15 protein-coding genes are annotated in these 15,629 nt (G+C 47.7%); 5 read left to right on the top strand and 10 right to left on the bottom strand.

Going from position 1 to position 15,629, the window contains the following annotated elements; genetic code table 11:
- Window positions 1–114 precede the first annotated feature (114 nt).
- Both QUB63_RS01890 and QUB63_RS01885 read right to left on the bottom strand, forming a co-directional pair.
- Window positions 115–1,116 (bottom strand): NAD-dependent epimerase/dehydratase family protein, encoded by a 1,002-nt coding sequence (locus tag QUB63_RS01890; RefSeq protein WP_332943070.1) that lies wholly within the window; start codon window positions 1,114–1,116, stop codon window positions 115–117.
- A gap of 228 nt (window positions 1,117–1,344) precedes the next feature.
- Window positions 1,345–1,962, bottom strand: a complete 618-nt coding sequence (locus QUB63_RS01885; protein WP_332943069.1) for a D-glycero-alpha-D-manno-heptose-1,7-bisphosphate 7-phosphatase — start codon at window positions 1,960–1,962, stop codon at window positions 1,345–1,347.
- A gap of 41 nt (window positions 1,963–2,003) precedes the next feature.
- Between QUB63_RS01885 and QUB63_RS01880 the strand changes: the two genes are divergently transcribed.
- Complete coding sequence (locus QUB63_RS01880; RefSeq protein ID WP_332943068.1) at window positions 2,004–2,189, top strand: hypothetical protein; 186 nt, start codon at window positions 2,004–2,006, stop codon at window positions 2,187–2,189.
- 53 nt (window positions 2,190–2,242) lie between these two features.
- Here QUB63_RS01880 and QUB63_RS01875 read toward each other — a convergent pair whose 3' ends face one another.
- From QUB63_RS01875 to nadD, 5 genes are all read right to left on the bottom strand, one after another.
- Window positions 2,243–3,790, bottom strand: coding sequence for a PfkB family carbohydrate kinase (locus tag QUB63_RS01875; RefSeq protein ID WP_332943067.1), 1,548 nt, complete (start codon window positions 3,788–3,790; stop codon window positions 2,243–2,245).
- Window positions 3,791–3,897: 107 nt separating this feature from the next.
- On the bottom strand, window positions 3,898–4,068 hold the full coding sequence (locus QUB63_RS01870) for a DUF5678 domain-containing protein (protein ID WP_332943066.1): 171 nt from the start codon (window positions 4,066–4,068) through the stop codon (window positions 3,898–3,900).
- A 22-nt stretch (window positions 4,069–4,090) separates the two neighbouring features.
- Window positions 4,091–5,044: a GDP-mannose 4,6-dehydratase gene (locus QUB63_RS01865; protein ID WP_332943065.1), complete on the bottom strand. Its 954-nt coding sequence runs from the start codon at window positions 5,042–5,044 to the stop codon at window positions 4,091–4,093.
- A gap of 341 nt (window positions 5,045–5,385) precedes the next feature.
- The gene (locus QUB63_RS01860; RefSeq protein ID WP_332943064.1) at window positions 5,386–6,405 is read right to left on the bottom strand and encodes a type I glyceraldehyde-3-phosphate dehydrogenase; all 1,020 of its coding nucleotides are present in this window, start codon (window positions 6,403–6,405) and stop codon (window positions 5,386–5,388) included.
- A 191-nt stretch (window positions 6,406–6,596) separates the two neighbouring features.
- Window positions 6,597–7,307 (bottom strand): nicotinate (nicotinamide) nucleotide adenylyltransferase, encoded by a 711-nt coding sequence (nadD, locus tag QUB63_RS01855; protein ID WP_332943063.1) that lies wholly within the window; start codon window positions 7,305–7,307, stop codon window positions 6,597–6,599.
- Window positions 7,308–7,928: 621 nt separating this feature from the next.
- Here nadD and murC point away from each other — a divergent pair.
- The 4 genes from murC (at window position 7,929) to QUB63_RS01835 (ending at window position 11,736) form a co-directional block, all read left to right on the top strand.
- The gene (murC, locus tag QUB63_RS01850) at window positions 7,929–9,485 is read left to right on the top strand and encodes a UDP-N-acetylmuramate--L-alanine ligase (RefSeq protein WP_332943062.1); all 1,557 of its coding nucleotides are present in this window, start codon (window positions 7,929–7,931) and stop codon (window positions 9,483–9,485) included.
- A 158-nt stretch (window positions 9,486–9,643) separates the two neighbouring features.
- Window positions 9,644–10,600, top strand: coding sequence for a UDP-N-acetylmuramate dehydrogenase (gene murB / locus QUB63_RS01845; RefSeq protein ID WP_332943061.1), 957 nt, complete (start codon window positions 9,644–9,646; stop codon window positions 10,598–10,600).
- A 62-nt stretch (window positions 10,601–10,662) separates the two neighbouring features.
- On the top strand, window positions 10,663–11,010 hold the full coding sequence (locus QUB63_RS01840; protein WP_193973579.1) for a YbaB/EbfC family nucleoid-associated protein: 348 nt from the start codon (window positions 10,663–10,665) through the stop codon (window positions 11,008–11,010).
- Between the two features lie 222 nt (window positions 11,011–11,232).
- Window positions 11,233–11,736: a low molecular weight protein-tyrosine-phosphatase gene (locus QUB63_RS01835; protein WP_332943060.1), complete on the top strand. Its 504-nt coding sequence runs from the start codon at window positions 11,233–11,235 to the stop codon at window positions 11,734–11,736.
- On the opposite strand, the gene QUB63_RS01830 is transcribed toward QUB63_RS01835, so the two are convergent.
- The 3 genes from QUB63_RS01830 to QUB63_RS01820 all read right to left on the bottom strand — a co-directional run bounded on the left by QUB63_RS01830 (window position 11,728) and on the right by QUB63_RS01820 (window position 15,592).
- Window positions 11,728–12,783, bottom strand: a complete 1,056-nt coding sequence (locus QUB63_RS01830) for a hypothetical protein (protein ID WP_332943059.1) — start codon at window positions 12,781–12,783, stop codon at window positions 11,728–11,730. The two genes, QUB63_RS01835 and QUB63_RS01830, sit on opposite strands and share 9 nt — an antisense overlap.
- A 409-nt stretch (window positions 12,784–13,192) precedes the next feature.
- Complete coding sequence (locus QUB63_RS01825) at window positions 13,193–13,927, bottom strand: response regulator transcription factor (protein WP_332943058.1); 735 nt, start codon at window positions 13,925–13,927, stop codon at window positions 13,193–13,195.
- A 72-nt stretch (window positions 13,928–13,999) separates the two neighbouring features.
- Window positions 14,000–15,592 carry a glucose-6-phosphate isomerase gene (locus QUB63_RS01820; RefSeq protein ID WP_332943057.1) on the bottom strand — a complete coding sequence of 531 codons (1,593 nt, stop codon included), beginning with the start codon at window positions 15,590–15,592 and terminating at the stop codon, window positions 14,000–14,002.
- Window positions 15,593–15,629 lie beyond the last annotated feature (37 nt).

Raw genomic sequence — 15,629 nt, 5'->3', positions numbered from 1 at the left:
ATCCTATTTCATTTGTGAACTAGATTTATTTTTGAACGAACCGCCAAGACCGGAAGGGTGCTTTCGTAAGAGAAGAGATAGATAGGTTCACAAATCCTGCAAGGATCGCTATAGTTATTTGAGATTCAGAGCCTGCATGATCTTAATGTTGTAATAGCGGATATCTGTCATCGGGTTAGGCACTAAATCGGCTTTAAATGCTTTTACCAAATCTTTTACCGCTTCTTCGATAGTGTGCTGAGGTACAAACCCCAACTCCCGCTTAATTTTATCAGAGGAGATGTGATAGGAGCGGTGGTCGTCGGTGGGGGTGGCGATAATTTCTACTTGTTCGCCGACAACGTTCCGCACCATCTGGGCAATTTGCATGACGGTGTGGTTTTCGTAGCCGGCGTTGAAAATTTTGCCATCGATCGCTTCGTCAGGCAACTGCAAAGACTTGACGTAGAGATCGGTCATGTCTTCTATGTGAATGTTGGGACGTTTTTGTTCGCCACCAAAAACGGTGATTTTGCCGTTATTAATAGCGTGGTTGGTAAGAATATTTACTGTTAAATCCAGTCGCAAGCGGGGCGAATAACCGCAGACTGTAGCAGGCCGCAGCACTAAGGTTACAAACCCAGGTTCCCGCTTGGCAAACAGCACTTCTTCGCAGAGTGCTTTATATTTCGAGTAGTCTGTCAAGGGTTGTAGTGGCAATTCTTCCGTGACGTTTTCGGTTTCTTTGATGCCGTAAACGCTGGAAGAAGATGCGTAGATGAACCGCTTGACTCCGTTGTTTTTTGCGACTTCTACTAAGTCGAGAAATGCGTCGTAGTTAATTGATTTTCCTAGATCGGGGTCGAGTTCAAAACTGGGGTCATTGGAAATGCAAGCTAGATGGATAACGGCGTCGCATCCCGGCATTATTTTTTCCAAGAGGGCGCGATCGCGAATATCTCCTTTAATTTGTTCTAAACCCGGATCGTCTTTGACGGCTGCTAAAACGTCGTCTCCGTAAATGTACAAATCCAGTACCTTGACTCGGTATCCCGCTTGCAGGAGTTTAGGAACTAAAACAGCTCCTACATAGCCAGCTCCACCTGTAACAAGAATTTGCTGCTGCAATGTATTCAAAGTTGACAGTCCTCCATTTTTTAATTGTATATTAACAGCCTAGGGTAAAATTCGACTTGGGTCAATAATAATATTTTTTCGTCCTTTCTATCAAAGCTGTCTGGATCTCAAACTCAGTTACACTCCAATACCGACTCTCTAGTTGCTGGTTGTGCTAAACTTTTTCAAGTTGGAATCTGTGGCAAAAAACTTATTCAAAACTTATTCAAAACGATCGCTCAGTCATGTTTATTCTTTACAAACAGAAGCTTGGGAGTCTTTGCAGGCTGGTAAATTCTGGTTTTCCTGCACGATCGCGCCAATCTCCGACAAAGATGAAATGACAGTAACTAGCGAAGCGTAAGGACGTTTGGACAGTTCTTGCTGTGCCTGCAACCCGCTGCCAGTTTTTACCAAAAAAGCTTTCATGCCCAGTTGCAGTCCCGGTTCTAAATCCCGGAGGCGATCGCCAATTACCCAGCACTGATTCGGATTTAAGCCGTGGTCTCTCATGGCTTGGAGAAACATTCCCGGCTGCGGTTTGCGACAGTCGCAAGGGCAACTGTACCGGGAAACTTTACCTTGCCGGTGGTGGGGACAGTAATAAAAATCGGCGATCGAGGCCGACACCTGTTCTGCATCCCACAGCAGTTTAGCATGAACGGCTTCGACTGCGGCGGCGTCAAAATAGCCTCTAGCAACCCCTGATTGGTTAGTCGCAACTAAGATTTTGACGCCGAGTTCCTTCAACTGCTTGAGAGTGTCCAGAACCCCTGGAATCCACTGTATTTGATCGGGCTGACTGAGAAAGTGGCAATCCTCGATCAGGGTGCCGTCGCGATCGCACAGAATAGCTTGCAGCTTCATTTTTTTGCTATTTAGGGACATTCCAGAAATAAACTGAAACGATGACTTGGAAGGGTAAACATCCGATAGTCAAACTCGTGACCTTGACTTATCAAACTGGGGTTAAACTCACAAGTCGGGAAATGGCTGAAGTTGAAACTCCGATTCAGCGTTTGTCCCAACCTGTTGGAGATAGCCTCCCCAATCTCGGTAAGTGGTTTATCGATATTGTTTACAGTACCGCTTGATTTTGGACGAGTTTTTTATTTGGTAGTCCCTTATCCAGTTATCGGGCCGCCAACTAAAACTTTAAGACCGTGGTGGCAAATTTCAGCAGTCGGGCCTTTTCCACTGGTTCGGCATTGCCGAGAGTATTGGCTGCGATCGCGCCTGCTAGATTCCCCAGCAGCGACCCAATAGCGACAGGCAACTCCAACTTGGCACTCAGACTCGCCAGAGCAAAAAACGCATCGCCCGCACCAATTGTATCCTTCACGTCCAGGGTTAGGGCTGGAGTCAACTCTTCTTCGCCCTTGACGTTCATTCCCAAAGAACCAGAAGAACCTAAAGTCAGCCAACCTTGCTGCGCCCCTAAATGCTGGTGCAAGCGTTTGAGGAGATGCGTGTGGTCTCCGTAGCGGCTGGAAAATGCGAGGCGGATTTCCTGTTCGTCCAAGCAGAACGTATCCGCGCGCTTATACTTGGTAATTAAGTTATAGCCATGATTAGCACTGTTAGTTTGGCAATTGACAGCCAAAAACGGAGCCTTGCTTTGAACAAGTTCAATCAGTGTTGAATCGAGCAATCCGTGTCCGTAGTCCGCTACTACCACCAGGTCATAATCGCGAATAGTTTTTTCCAAACGCTCTAGCAGTTTTTGGCGGTGGATTGGTGCTGGACCTTGTTCTTCTAAATAGTTGATCGAGAAGAGTTTATTGTATTGTTCTCTCATGCCTTGTCGAGCAATAAAACGATGCTTGACGACTGTCGGAGCATCGTTTTCATACTGTAAATCCAGCCGAATACCGCCATTGATGTTGTTCAAAATCAGGCTGTGTATGTCAGGCTCTTTTCCAGCAACGCCCACGACAGTCACAGAGTCTACAAAAGTAGCCATGTGGCGGGCGATAGCCAGAGAACCACCTAAATGCTGCTCTTTTTTCAGAAAGCGGGTCGAAATGACCGTCCCTTTCGAGGTCAATCCTTGGACAGTACAGTGGGTAAATTCATCAATAATGACATCCCCTATCACTAATACTTTTAGCTTCTGCATAGCATCAACACCCTCTCTGACTTGCTCGAAAGGGTATTGCTGGCTGAACAGACTGGTATAGTTTTTTACCTGCGGTGGCAACACGTCCAGGTAATTATTAATCAATCGGGTTGAGCTGAACACAATCTCTCCCGTATAGCGGATGTCGCCACCGTAGCTCCTAACCCGTTCGGCTTCTCGATCGATGTTTTGGGTGACATCTTGACTGTGGTCGGCATACTCGTGTCCTTTGCAGTAAAAATCAGGCTGCACTCGATCGAGCACTTCTAATGCCGTGGCTACGGGAGACAACAAAACGTAGTCTACACAAGCTAGAGAAGCTATAGAATACAAACGCAGGTCGTCAGAAAAAACTGGTCTTCCAGGGCCCCGATTCACATAAGGTGCTGCTGTGATTGAAACTACCAGCACATCTCCAAGTGCTTTCGATTCCTGTAAGTGGGCGAGGTGTCCTGGGTGAAGCAGGTCGAACACCCCGTGGCAGAGGACTATCTTGCGGCCTTGCTCTCGCACATTGGCAAGCGCCTCTCTACAGGTTTCAAAATCAAGATATTTTTCGGTATTTTTTGTCAACATCTTTCATACTGTTCCATAATCACATCGTGAGATTTCAAATACCTCATCCTGACAGGATAAAACCTAACAGGAGCAACAAATTCACTTTCAAATATGCGACCGAGCACCTAACCCAATTTAGGTATATCAGCAGGAATCCCGTCCTTCATTTTTCGCTCATCCCGATCGTGACTAATCACCCCTTTGTTAGTATAAGCTATCCACTCACCTCGATATTTTTTTGACTCTCGGCGATTTGCTTTATACCACTCCTTAGCCGTTGCATATTCTGCAGCCATATTTTCACCTCATAATTTTCCCTCAAATAATTCTCGCCTCCACCATCATCCGCACCACATCGGGCATCTTATACTTCGCCTCCCATCCTAACTTTTGCTTCGCCTTAGCCGGATTTCCCTTCCCCACAGCAATGTCCGTCGGTCTGTAGAGACTCGCATCGGTTACTAAATGTTCCCGCCAATCCAAACCCGCAGAAACAAAAGCGCTCTGCACAAACTCCTCCAAAGGATAACTTACACCCGTAGCAATTACATAATCATCCGGTTCATCCTGCTGCAACATCAAATACATCGCCTCCACATATTCCGGAGCCCAACCCCAGTCGCGCTGCACTGAAATGTTGCCTAAATGGAGTTTTTCGGGACGGCCTGCTGCAATTCGGCACACAACAGATACAATCTTTTGCGTCACAAACCTCTCCGGCCGCAGCGGCGACTCGTGATTGAACAGAATACCGGAACACGCAAACAAATTGTACGCTTCCCGATAATTCGCTACTTCCCAAAATGCCGTTGCTTTCGCCACCGCGTAAGGGCTTCTGGGACGAAAGGGTGTATTTTCATCCGCTGGAGTGCCTCCGGTATCCCCAAAACATTCGCTGGAACTGGCATTGTAAAGTTTAATTTTGCCCCCTGTAAACCGAATCGCTTCTAACAGATTTAATGTACCTGTGGCAATGCTTTCGAGGGTTTCTACGGGTTGTTCAAAAGACAGGCCGACGGAACTTTGACCCGCTAGATTGTACACTTCGTCGGGTGCAATTTTTGTCAATATTTGCAAGACGCTGCGAAAATCGTTGAGAGACATGGATTCTAGTTTTACTTTGTCTCGGATTCCCAAACGGGCCAGGTTGCCGAAACTCGACATTTGGGCGTCTCTGGAAGTGCCGCAAACTTCATAACCCCGATCGAGCAACAGTTTAGCTAAATAAGCTCCGTCCTGACCTGAAATACCCGAAATTAAGGCTTTTTTCATATCACATTTTGTTTTCCGAACTATACCGTAGCTGTAGCTATTTTTCCAGCTTTGTGAGTTTTATACTCGTAATTTTTATTATTTTTAATGTTTTGGATTTTCCGAGGACTTACCAGAGCAAGTTTAAGCACTTACTACAAACAAATTTCAGGATTTACGCCCGGAGGCTAAAGAAACCGGGTTTTTCACCGATATTAAGGGTTTCCACCAAATATTTGGGTGAAAAAACCCGGTTTCTGCCCCCCTGTGCGATCGCTAGTCAGTTAGACATTGGCTCAGAAGTAGAAAAGATCAGCATTTTTACCTTCTGACGAATAACGAATGACGAATCCCGGAGGGTACTAGCCTTCCCACCGTTGGGCGACCAATTCAGCCAAGTCAACTACCCGCTGACTGTAGCCCCACTCATTGTCGTACCAAGCCAACAGCTTCACCATGTCGCCGTCCATCACCAGCGTCAAGCTAGAATCCAGGATCGAAGAAGCATCACTTCCGCGATAGTCGCAAGAAACAAGAGGCAAATCGTTGTACTCCAAAATCCCCTTCATCGGGCCTTCGGCTGCTTCTTTGAAAACTTGATTTACTTGCTCGCTAAAAGTCTTTTTCTCTACCTGAGCCACAAAATCAACTACCGACACATTAGGAGTCGGCACGCGCATGGCGATGCCATTTAACTTACCCTTCAATTCCGGGATCACCAAAGCCACAGCTTGAGCAGCACCAGTAGAAGTGGGCACAATATTCATCGCCGCAGCCCGCGCCCGCCGCAAGTCGCGGTGGCTGGCATCCAGCAAGCGCTGGTCGCCAGTATAGCTGTGGGTAGTGGTCATCATGCCTTTGACGATGCCAAAATTTTCGTGAAGCACTTTCAGTACGGGAGCTAGACAGTTAGTAGTACAGCTAGCATTGCTGATGACAGTGTAGTCGCTGTGCTTGTAGTTGTGGTGGTTGACTCCCATCACATAGGTGCCGACTTCAGATCCCTTACCGGGAGCTGTAATCAGCACTTTTTTAGCGCCGGCAGTGATATGCTTCGAGGCACCAGCCTGGTCAACAAAAACGCCCGTTGCTTCAATAATCAGATCAATACCCCAATCTTTCCAAGGCAGGTTGAGCGGATTGCGATCGCTCACGCATTTAACTGTCTTGCCATTGAGAATAATTGAATTTTCATCCGTACTGATGTCCACACCCTTCAACGTTCCCATCATGGAATCGTATCTCAGCAAGTGGGCATTAGTTTTCGGATCGGAAGTGTCATTAATAGCTACCAGCTCTAGCTCACTGTTTTCTCGGCCCAGCCAGCAGCGCGCAAAACTGCGCCCGATACGTCCAAAACCATTAATCGCGACTCGAATCACCTTAGTACCTCCTAACGATGGCAGCCCTTAGCTCAGGCTGAAATTTTGGCAAAATTTAAGAATTGAGTTATGAGACAAGATCATATCGCAAAGGCCGATCCTTTCTAACTTTTCGTCTGTATCCAAAAAATCGGAAATTTTTGAGAAGGCAGAAATCGCAAGGTCCGAGGCATTGGACTTTCTGCGGCTGGTTACTGGTAAAGCTGATGGGCCGCTATATAAGTCCGGACAGCTTCCGGGACTAGGTAGCCCAGGTCGCGATTTTCGGCCGAGCAGCGGCGGATGTGGCTCGACGAAATCTCGATCGCGGGCATGGACAGCACCTCCCAGCGAATTTCCACGTCCCACAGAGCCATCTGTTGAGCAACTTTACAGCAAACAGCATTTGTCTCAACCTGCATCCTGTCGCCGGCATCGATGGACACATCCCTCAGACTATCGCCCCACTCGGACGCTGCCCCCATCTCCCCGCTTTGTCCTGTCTCCCCATCTCCCTGACTCGGACGCGGGCCCACCAACCAGTGGCACAACCGACCTATTTCGGCCGAGCGGTGCCATTTGGGGAGAGTTCTGAAAGCATCGCTGCCAATAATCCAGTGCAGCCGATCGCCCGGATACAATTTTTGCAAATACAGCAGGGTGTCGATCGCCAAAGAACTGCCGGAGGGATTTGCCTCCGGCGGCGCCAGCAGGAAGTCTGGGCGATCGGCGATCGCCAGAGCGAGCATGGAGCGCCGCCTCTCAAAACTTGCCAAATCCGGGCGCCACTTGTGAGGAGGAGCGCGATCTGGTACCCAAATCACTCGATCGAGATTAAATTGACTCGCAGCCGTCTCGGCCGCCAACAAGTGACCCCAGTGCACCGGGTCAAAAGTACCCCCAAAAATCGCTATTTTCCCCATATTTCCCAAAAATCAGGATTAATACAGACATCGCCCAAATTTCATGTTTGTACGCTTTTACCAGTAAGCTGCTGTTAGGCTCCTGTGCGTTTCGACTGTTGGGACTAACTGCACAATATGTATATATACAATTAAGTGAGAAGACCTACTACAGTCGCGATCGAGTCAATCTCTGACTTTCAAGAAAAAATGACGGTACCTGCAGATAAATGACCAGAAAATCAGCGAAATTTTGTCATACGTGGTAGTGTTTGTAAATCCTGATGGGTTTTACCCTCAATCTTGGTAAAAAGGTTGTGGGGCTTTTGCTGCCGTATCCCAGCACAGGAGGCGGATAGAAATAGAAAGAATGCAGGAGTATGCAACCGCCCAAAATTAGTCTGTTAGTCCAGACCCCAGACCCCATTCTCTCTGACCTGCAATTTTCGAGCTGTGACTGTTCCGGAAAACAACTCGGTACTAAGTCATATAGGATACAAGACAAACATCTCTACAAGTCCCGCAAATCTAGGGACGCGCAGAGAATTTTGTAGAAAATCTCTAGCGAACTGTATCCTGAAAAAACAATTCTTGATATGATATCGCGTGTTATTGGCGTGGTGTGGTGTGTGAGGAGCGAAGATGCCGAGTTCTGTTAATTTCAGCGGGAGACCATTTCATTTCATCGGCATTGGTGGGATTGGGATGTCAGCCCTTGCGTACATTCTAGCGAAACGCAAGTTGCCTGTGTACGGCTCCGATATTAAATCGAGTCACATAACCGAGCGCTTGCAAGGAATGGGAGCTCACATTTTTTGGCGTCAAGACGCCAGCAATTTTGAAGTATTTCAAACGGTTCTCAACGGTAGCAGTCCCGATCGCGGGACACCCGAAAAAGCCGCATCCTCGGCAGTCGCTGGCACGGTAGGAACTTCCGTGGCGACAGCCGAAGCTCTCAAATTGAACGGCAACGGTTCAAGTGCCCAAGCAATTGGGGGATTGCCTCAAGTTGTATGTTCGACGGCAATTCACCCGGCAAATGCCGAATATCGAGCTGCTTTAGATTTGGGCTGTCCGATTTTTCATCGATCGGATGTGTTGGCAGCGTTAATTCAAGATTACCAAAGCATAGCCGTAGCTGGGACTCACGGCAAAACTACTACTAGCAGCTTAATCGGCTTTATGCTGATGGCTGCGGGTCTAGACCCGACGATTGTGGTAGGAGGCGAGGTAAATGCTTGGGAAGGCAATGCCCGTTTAGGGGAAGGCCCCTACTTAGTGGCTGAGGCTGATGAATCCGACGGTTCTCTCGTCAAGCTGGTAGCCAAAATTGGCATAGTGACGAACGTGGAACTGGATCATCCAGACCATTACGATACCCTCGACCAGGTAATAGACACATTTAAGGTGTTTGCCCAAAACTGTCAAACGTTGGTGGGCTGCATAGACGACCAAATCGTCAAAGACTGCCTGGGGCCGAATGTCAGCTACAGCTTGCATTCGGACAGCGGTGCTGACTACACGGCTTCGGGCGTGGAGTACGGAGCCGAAAGCACCAAGGCCCGCATTTGGGAGCGAGGAGCTTTCCTGGGGGAAATGGAGTTGAAGTTGCTGGGCAAACACAATCTCAGCAATGCACTAGCTGCGGTAGCAGTGGGTCGATTGTTGGGGTTGGAGTTTTCGGCGATCGCCAAAGCGATTGCCGGCTTTGAAGGAGCTCGCCGCCGTTTTGAGGTGCGGGGTTTTCACAATGACATCCTGTTTGTGGACGACTACGCCCACCACCCCAGCGAAATTCGCGTTACCTTGGCCGCTGCTCGCTTGCGGATCGAAGGTAGCGAAAAAAATCCCAAATCCCGAAGAGTAGTTGCTATTTTTCAACCGCACCGTTACAGCCGGACTCTGACATTTTTGCCAGAATTTGCTCAATCTTTTGGGGATGCAGATTTGGTTGTGGCTTGCGATATTTATAGTGCTGGGGAACCGAATTTAGGAGAAATTAGCGGGCAGCAGGTTGCTGATTTGATTGCGAAAGAACGCCGAGAGGTTGTGTTTCGGCCTTCCCTGGAGTCGGTAAGTAAGTTTTTAACCCAAAATCTGCAACCGGGGGATTTGGCTCTGTTTTTGGGTGCTGGTAATCTGAATCAGATTATTCCAGAGGTTATGGCTTTTTATCAAGAAGCCGATCGCCACTCTTAGCTCTGAGATCCCGCGAGCCAAGAGTCGATCGAAATGATGGCGGTGCAGGTTGTACCGACACTGCTGTCTGGCGACTCGCTCAAAATGGCGAGATAAGTTAAGTTACGTAAATCAAATTTCAACCACGTCGAACGCAGGTATTTTTAAGGATTTTCAAGATGGTGACTATCTCGAATGACTCCTCTGTTAAGGACAATCGGCGAGTGTATTCTCCTATTTCTTTGCGGGGAACTGACTGCAAGATTAACTCCCAAGTTTCGCTGGCGGGTCTGACTTCCTTCCGAGTCGGGGGCCCGGCCGAGTGGTACGTCGCTCCCGGCAGTATGGAGGCTTTGCAAGCGAGTTTTGCCTGGGCACAGGATGAAGGGGTGCCGGTGACTCTGCTGGGCGCGGGTTCTAATCTGTTGGTGAGCGATCGGGGTTTGTCCGGTTTGGTCGTCGCCACTCGCTACCTGAAACAGGTAAATTTTAATGCAGAAACAGGTCAGGTTACAGCCGGGGCGGGGGAGTCAATCCCCCGCCTCGCTTGGTTGGCGGCTAAACGGGGCTGGAAAGGCCTCGAATGGGCCGTTGGCATACCGGGCACTGTGGGAGGGGCTGTGGTGATGAATGCAGGCGCTCACAGGGGCTGTGCTGCTGATATTCTAGTCAGCGCTCGCCTGCTATCCCCTAATGGTAAGGTGGAAATTCTCACACCAGAAGATTTAGGCTATCGTTACCGGACTTCAGTGTTGCAAGGGGGCGATCGACTGGTAACAGAAGCGACTTTCCAGTTGCAGCCGGGATTTGACCGATCGCAAGTAATGGCAGAAACTAATGACAATTTCAGCCAGCGGCGGACGAGTCAACCCTACCATCTGCCTAGCTGCGGCTCAGTTTTCCGCAACCCCAGCCCGAAGGCGGCAGGCTGGTTGATCGAACAAGCGGGACTCAAGGGATATCAGATCGGCGGCGCACAAGTAGCTCAGCGCCATGCTAATTTTATTCTTAACTGCGGGTCGGCAACGGCCAATGATATTTTTCAAGTGATCCGCCACGTTCAACAGCAAGTCGAGCAGCGGTGGTCGCTGTTGTTGGAGCCAGAAGTTAGAATACTGGGAGAGTTCCCCTTCTAAGGCATCATGGAAGTAATGCGGAAACGGCAGACTGCCAGCCTACACACAATCAAAAAGTAGTTATGACAAAATCAGGACAAGGATTTGGCTTCGGCCTGGGCAAAATGAAAGAACTGACTGAAGCTTTCAAAAAAGCTCAGCAGGTTCAAGAAGGAGCTAAAAAGCTCCAAGAAGAGTTGGATGTAATGGAAATTGAGGGAACTGCCGGCGGCGGCTTGGTTAAGGTTTTTCTCAGCGGCAACCAAGAACCCCGCCGGGTGGAAATTTCGCCGGATGCCCTCGGTGAAGGTGCTGATGTGGTTTCTGAACTCGTCACGGTGGCGATGCAGGATGCTTACGCTAAGTCTACGATGACGATGCGGGAGAAAATGGAAGAACTCACCGGCGGATTGAATCTCCCCGGTTTCTAAGCCATCAGTCATCAGTCATCAGTCATCAGTCATCAGTCATCAGTCATCAGTCATTAGTGATTTATGTTTAACTAACGGCTTGATAGCTAATGACTGGTTGATTGGTACGAAGTAGGAAACATTGGGAAAAAGACGAAAAAAATCTTCTTCCGACTTCACGCTTGACTTCTTCCCTTTTCCTTCTTCCTTCTTCCTTCTTCCTTCTTCCTTCTCCCCAATTAAATGTCTTATAAATTACTGTTTGTCTGCCTCGGAAATATCTGCCGATCGCCCTCAGCAGAAAATATTATGAATCACTTAATAGAAAAAGCTGGTTTGGGCGATCGCATCACCTGCGATTCGGCCGGAACTGGCGGCTATCACATTGGCAGCCCCCCTGACAGGCGGATGGCATTGGCGGCGAGGAAGCGAGACATTGAATTGTTAGGCGAAGCCCGCCAATTTCAAAGGAAAGATTTTGAAAATTTTGATTTGATTCTGGCGATGGATCTGGACAATTATCAGAATATTCTTGCCCTCGATCCTGCGGGAAAATATAAATATAAAGTGCGCTTGATGTGCGATTTTTGCCGAAAGCACGACTTAAAGGAAGTGCCAGATCCTTACTACGGCGGCCCGGAAGGATTCGATCGAGTAATTGATTTGCTGATGGACGCTTCCGAAGGTTTGTTGGAGTACGTTATCAGTCAGGAAAAATCAAGAGTTGGCGGCCAGGAATCAATTTAAAAAAGTGCCTTCTTCCGCCGGAATATTAGCAATGCTGTAGCGGGGACAACGCTGAGCAAACTGGTAACTAGGGAGAGTACACTTTTGCCATCTCCCCCCCCCCAAAATTATACTTATTGATAAGCAAAAAGTTAAAGTTGTCAATACAAAATTGGGAGAATTGATACTCACAGCAGCAATTGGCAGCAAAATAGATGGATACCAAGGCATTAGCCAGGGTGTAGCAAACAAAAACAAAGTGAGAGTCGTCCAGCCAATATCTGATACCAAATGAATTTCCGAATCATCTTGGCGGAAGTCCAATTTAATTAACGTCACTGCATAATAAACTATCCAGCTTAAATACGCAAAATATTTGATAAATAATTGAATGCGGTTTGCGGTTTTAAGAGTGACATTGGGCAAAAAATGTAGAGACAAATTTATCACATCGTGAAAAGATCGAGCTGTCACCCACGAAACTCCAGGATTCAACAGACTTTTCCAAGCTGAAACTGTTGGTAAAAATGTAGAATTTATCACCGCGATAATTAATAAAGAAAGCAATACTGATGCTGCTAAATCTTTCCATCGACGCTGCTTGCAGAGGAAAGCCCCAACTAAGGGCATCCAAATAATAGGTAAGGTCTTTACTAGAAAGCCTACCCAAATTGCTAAGACTGCGAAAATATATCGCCGATAGTAAAGACATCCTATTAAAACAATCAATGTATTGGCCACCAAAACGTCAAGGTGAGCATTAGCTATTTGCTCGTTCAACAGCATTGGATTGACTAAATAGGCCATTGCGATCTGGTTGCGGCGATCGGCATTTATTAGCAATCGCCAAATTAAGTAAGCATTCAGTGTATGTACAAGAACGCAGATTAGTTTAAAAATATACACTCCCACTAAAGGGCTAATTGGTACAGCAAGTGCTGATACCGAAAAAAAGAATAGAGAAACTGGGCCGTAGGTAGAAGTTTGTGACCAGTTGAGGAAGGGAGATACGTTAGAAACAAATGTAGAGGAAATATTAAGATAAGGATTGATTTTATGTAAGTTCATCGCTCCGTACTGCAAGTACATATAAATGTCATTGCTTTGGGGATAAGCTATGAGGGCAAGTGCCAGAAAGGGGATTGCATACTTGCAAATATCTAAAAATCTGGAACTTGTCGTTTTTTTTTAGTTAACCATATAATATATGTAACTGTTGCTATTAAGTAGGAACCGTTAATTAGAAGTCTGATCGGACTGAAACCGCTGGTAGGGAAATCGCCATAGTTTTCTCCACCCTGTAAAACGCTGTAAAACTTGGTGATTCCCATTGATGTCATGGCAATACAGAAAATTATGGAAGCTGCTAGTGCGGCAGCATAGAGAATTTTCGGATTTTTTAAGTAATTGTTGAGCATGATGTTATTCATGTTTGTGCGGCAATTTCAGGTATTTTTTTTGCCTTTAGCCTTTGCGGTTATCTGACTAAATGGTGTTCCATCGCAAAGCGAACGAGTTCTGCTCGGTTGTTGCTTTCAGTTTTTCTGAACAAGCTGCTGACGTGCTTTTCGACGGTTCGGGGACTGAGGTGGAGCCGATCGCCTATGAGAATATTAGAAAGACCTTCTGTCAGCAAATCTAGCACTTCTCGCTCTCGCTGCGTCAAAGTCAGAGCATTGTGGCTGCCAGATGCACGCGCGGCGGAGCTATCCCGTAGGGAATCGCCAGTTGCTGACTTTTGAGTGAAAAAATCCGCTTCAGGCGTGCCAGTGGCTCTGCTGCGTGCCTCTGCTGGCATCGGTTCGGGTTCCGGGGAACGAGACGGTGCCTGAGCGATGAGAGCGTAGCGATCGAGCAAAGAGCGAATTACCGCCCCCAATTCCTGAAGTTCAAAAGGCTTAGCCAGATAATTGTCGCACCCCATCTGATAGCCGCGAATCCGTTCCTGCGTGCTCGTGCGTTCCGTCAAAAAAATCACCGGCAGCAATCGGAAAGCGGGACGAGTCCGAACTCGCCGCACGAATTCGTAGCCATCCATCTCGGGCATTGTAATGTCGGTAACAATCAAGTGGGGCTGAAATTCCTCTACCAAGCCCAAAGCTTCTTTGCCGTTCTCAGCAGCGATTACAGAGTATCCGGTAATTTCCAGATAATCGGTAATCGACAAGCGAGTCGCGAAATCGTCGTCAGCAACCAGAATCGTCAAGGGCATGGGGGGACATTAAAAATTAAACATTAAAAATTAAAAGTGATTAATTTCACTTTTAATTTTTAATTCTACTGTTTAATTCTCTTTATAACTTGCAGTTAAAGTAGCAGGTTGCGCTAATTTCCCCTCCAAAGCTACGCCGCGCCCGTTGGCTGCCAAATGGCGCAGAGTTTTGTAAATTGTCTCGATTTGCTCTGGCTTTCCTGCTTTTTTGGCTATTTCTGCTACAGAAAGAGGTGTTTGAGCGTCTTTGAGCACTTGCAGTACCCGTTGCTGCAACTCCAATACAGCAGCGGCCGCTTTTTTGCCTGCTTCGACGCCCGGTTGGTGATAGGCATTGACATTCACCAAGGAACCGTAAAAACCTACGGCTCTTTCGTAGAGGGCGATTAATGCTCCTACTGTCCGAGGGTTGACTTTTGTAATTGTGACAGTAATGGAATCTCGGTGATTTTCGTACAAAGCTTGTCGAGTTCCCTGCAACAAACCAGACAAATAATCTCCCGATGTGACGCCGGTTTCTACTTCAACAGAAATGCCTTGCCTGTCTTCCAAAACTTCGATAAATGTTAGGAAGAAATTCGGCACGCCGTCTCGCAGTTGCTGGACGTAGGCGTGTTGGTCGGTGGTGCCTTTGTTGCCGTAGACTGCGATTCCTTGATAAACTGTGTTGCCGTCTAAATCTTTCTCTTTGCCTAGAGATTCCATGACTAATTGCTGCAAATAGCGGCTGAACAATAGCAGGGAATCTTTGTAAGGCAAAACTACCATGTCTTTTTCGCCGCGTCCGTTGCAGGCATAATACCAGGACATGGCTAAAAGGGCGGCGGGATTGTGTTGAATGTCGGCAATTCTGGTAGCTTCGTCCATGACTTTAGCGCCGTCGAGCATCGCCCGAATGTCGATGCCTTGCAAAGCTGCTGGCAAAAGTCCTACTGCTGAGAGTTCCGAAGTGCGTCCTCCCACCCAGTCTGACATTGGGAAGCTGGCAATCCAGCCTTGTGATTTTGCTAATTTGTCTAGTTGGCTGTCTGTACCGGTGATGGCAACTGCCTGTTTGGCGAAGTCGAGTTTTTGGGCGGCGAAGGCTTTTTGAACTTCGATCATGCCGTTGCGGGGCTCGGGGGTGCCGCCGGATTTGGAGATAGTAATTACTAGGGTGCTGGCGAGTTTGTCTTTGATTTTGCTGAGGATGCGATCGATCCCGGCGGGATCTGTGTTGTCGATAAAATGAATTGCTAGGGGCGGAATGTCTGGGGATAAGGCTTCGGCGACGAATTGAGGGCCGAGGGCTGAACCGCCAATGCCGATCGAGATTATATCGGTAAATTGCGGAGCAAAGGGCGGTTTGATATCGCGGCTTTGAACTTTCTTGACAAAGGCTTCGACTTGTGCTATGCCTTCGATTATTTCTTGTTTTAATTCTGGAGTGGGAGCTAAATCGGGGTTTCGCAGCCAGTAGTGGCCCACCATGCGGTTTTCGTCGGGATTGGCGATCGCACCTGCTTCCAAAGCTGCCATGTCTTTGAAAGCTTTGTCAAATTTGGGCTTCAATGCTGCTGCGAAAGCGTCGTCGAATCCCATGCGGCTGATATCGAGGTAAAGTCCCAATTCCTCGTTGTAGTAAAGCCAGTCAAGATAGCGTTGCCAGAGTGCTGCGGCGTCCATAGGAATTCTCTACAATTTTTATAATGTTCGATCGGCG

The organism is Microcoleus sp. ARI1-B5 (assembly GCF_036705795.1).
Taxonomy (GTDB): domain Bacteria; phylum Cyanobacteriota; class Cyanobacteriia; order Cyanobacteriales; family Microcoleaceae; genus Microcoleus.
This window is presented reverse-complemented; position numbering and strand designations above follow the sequence as displayed.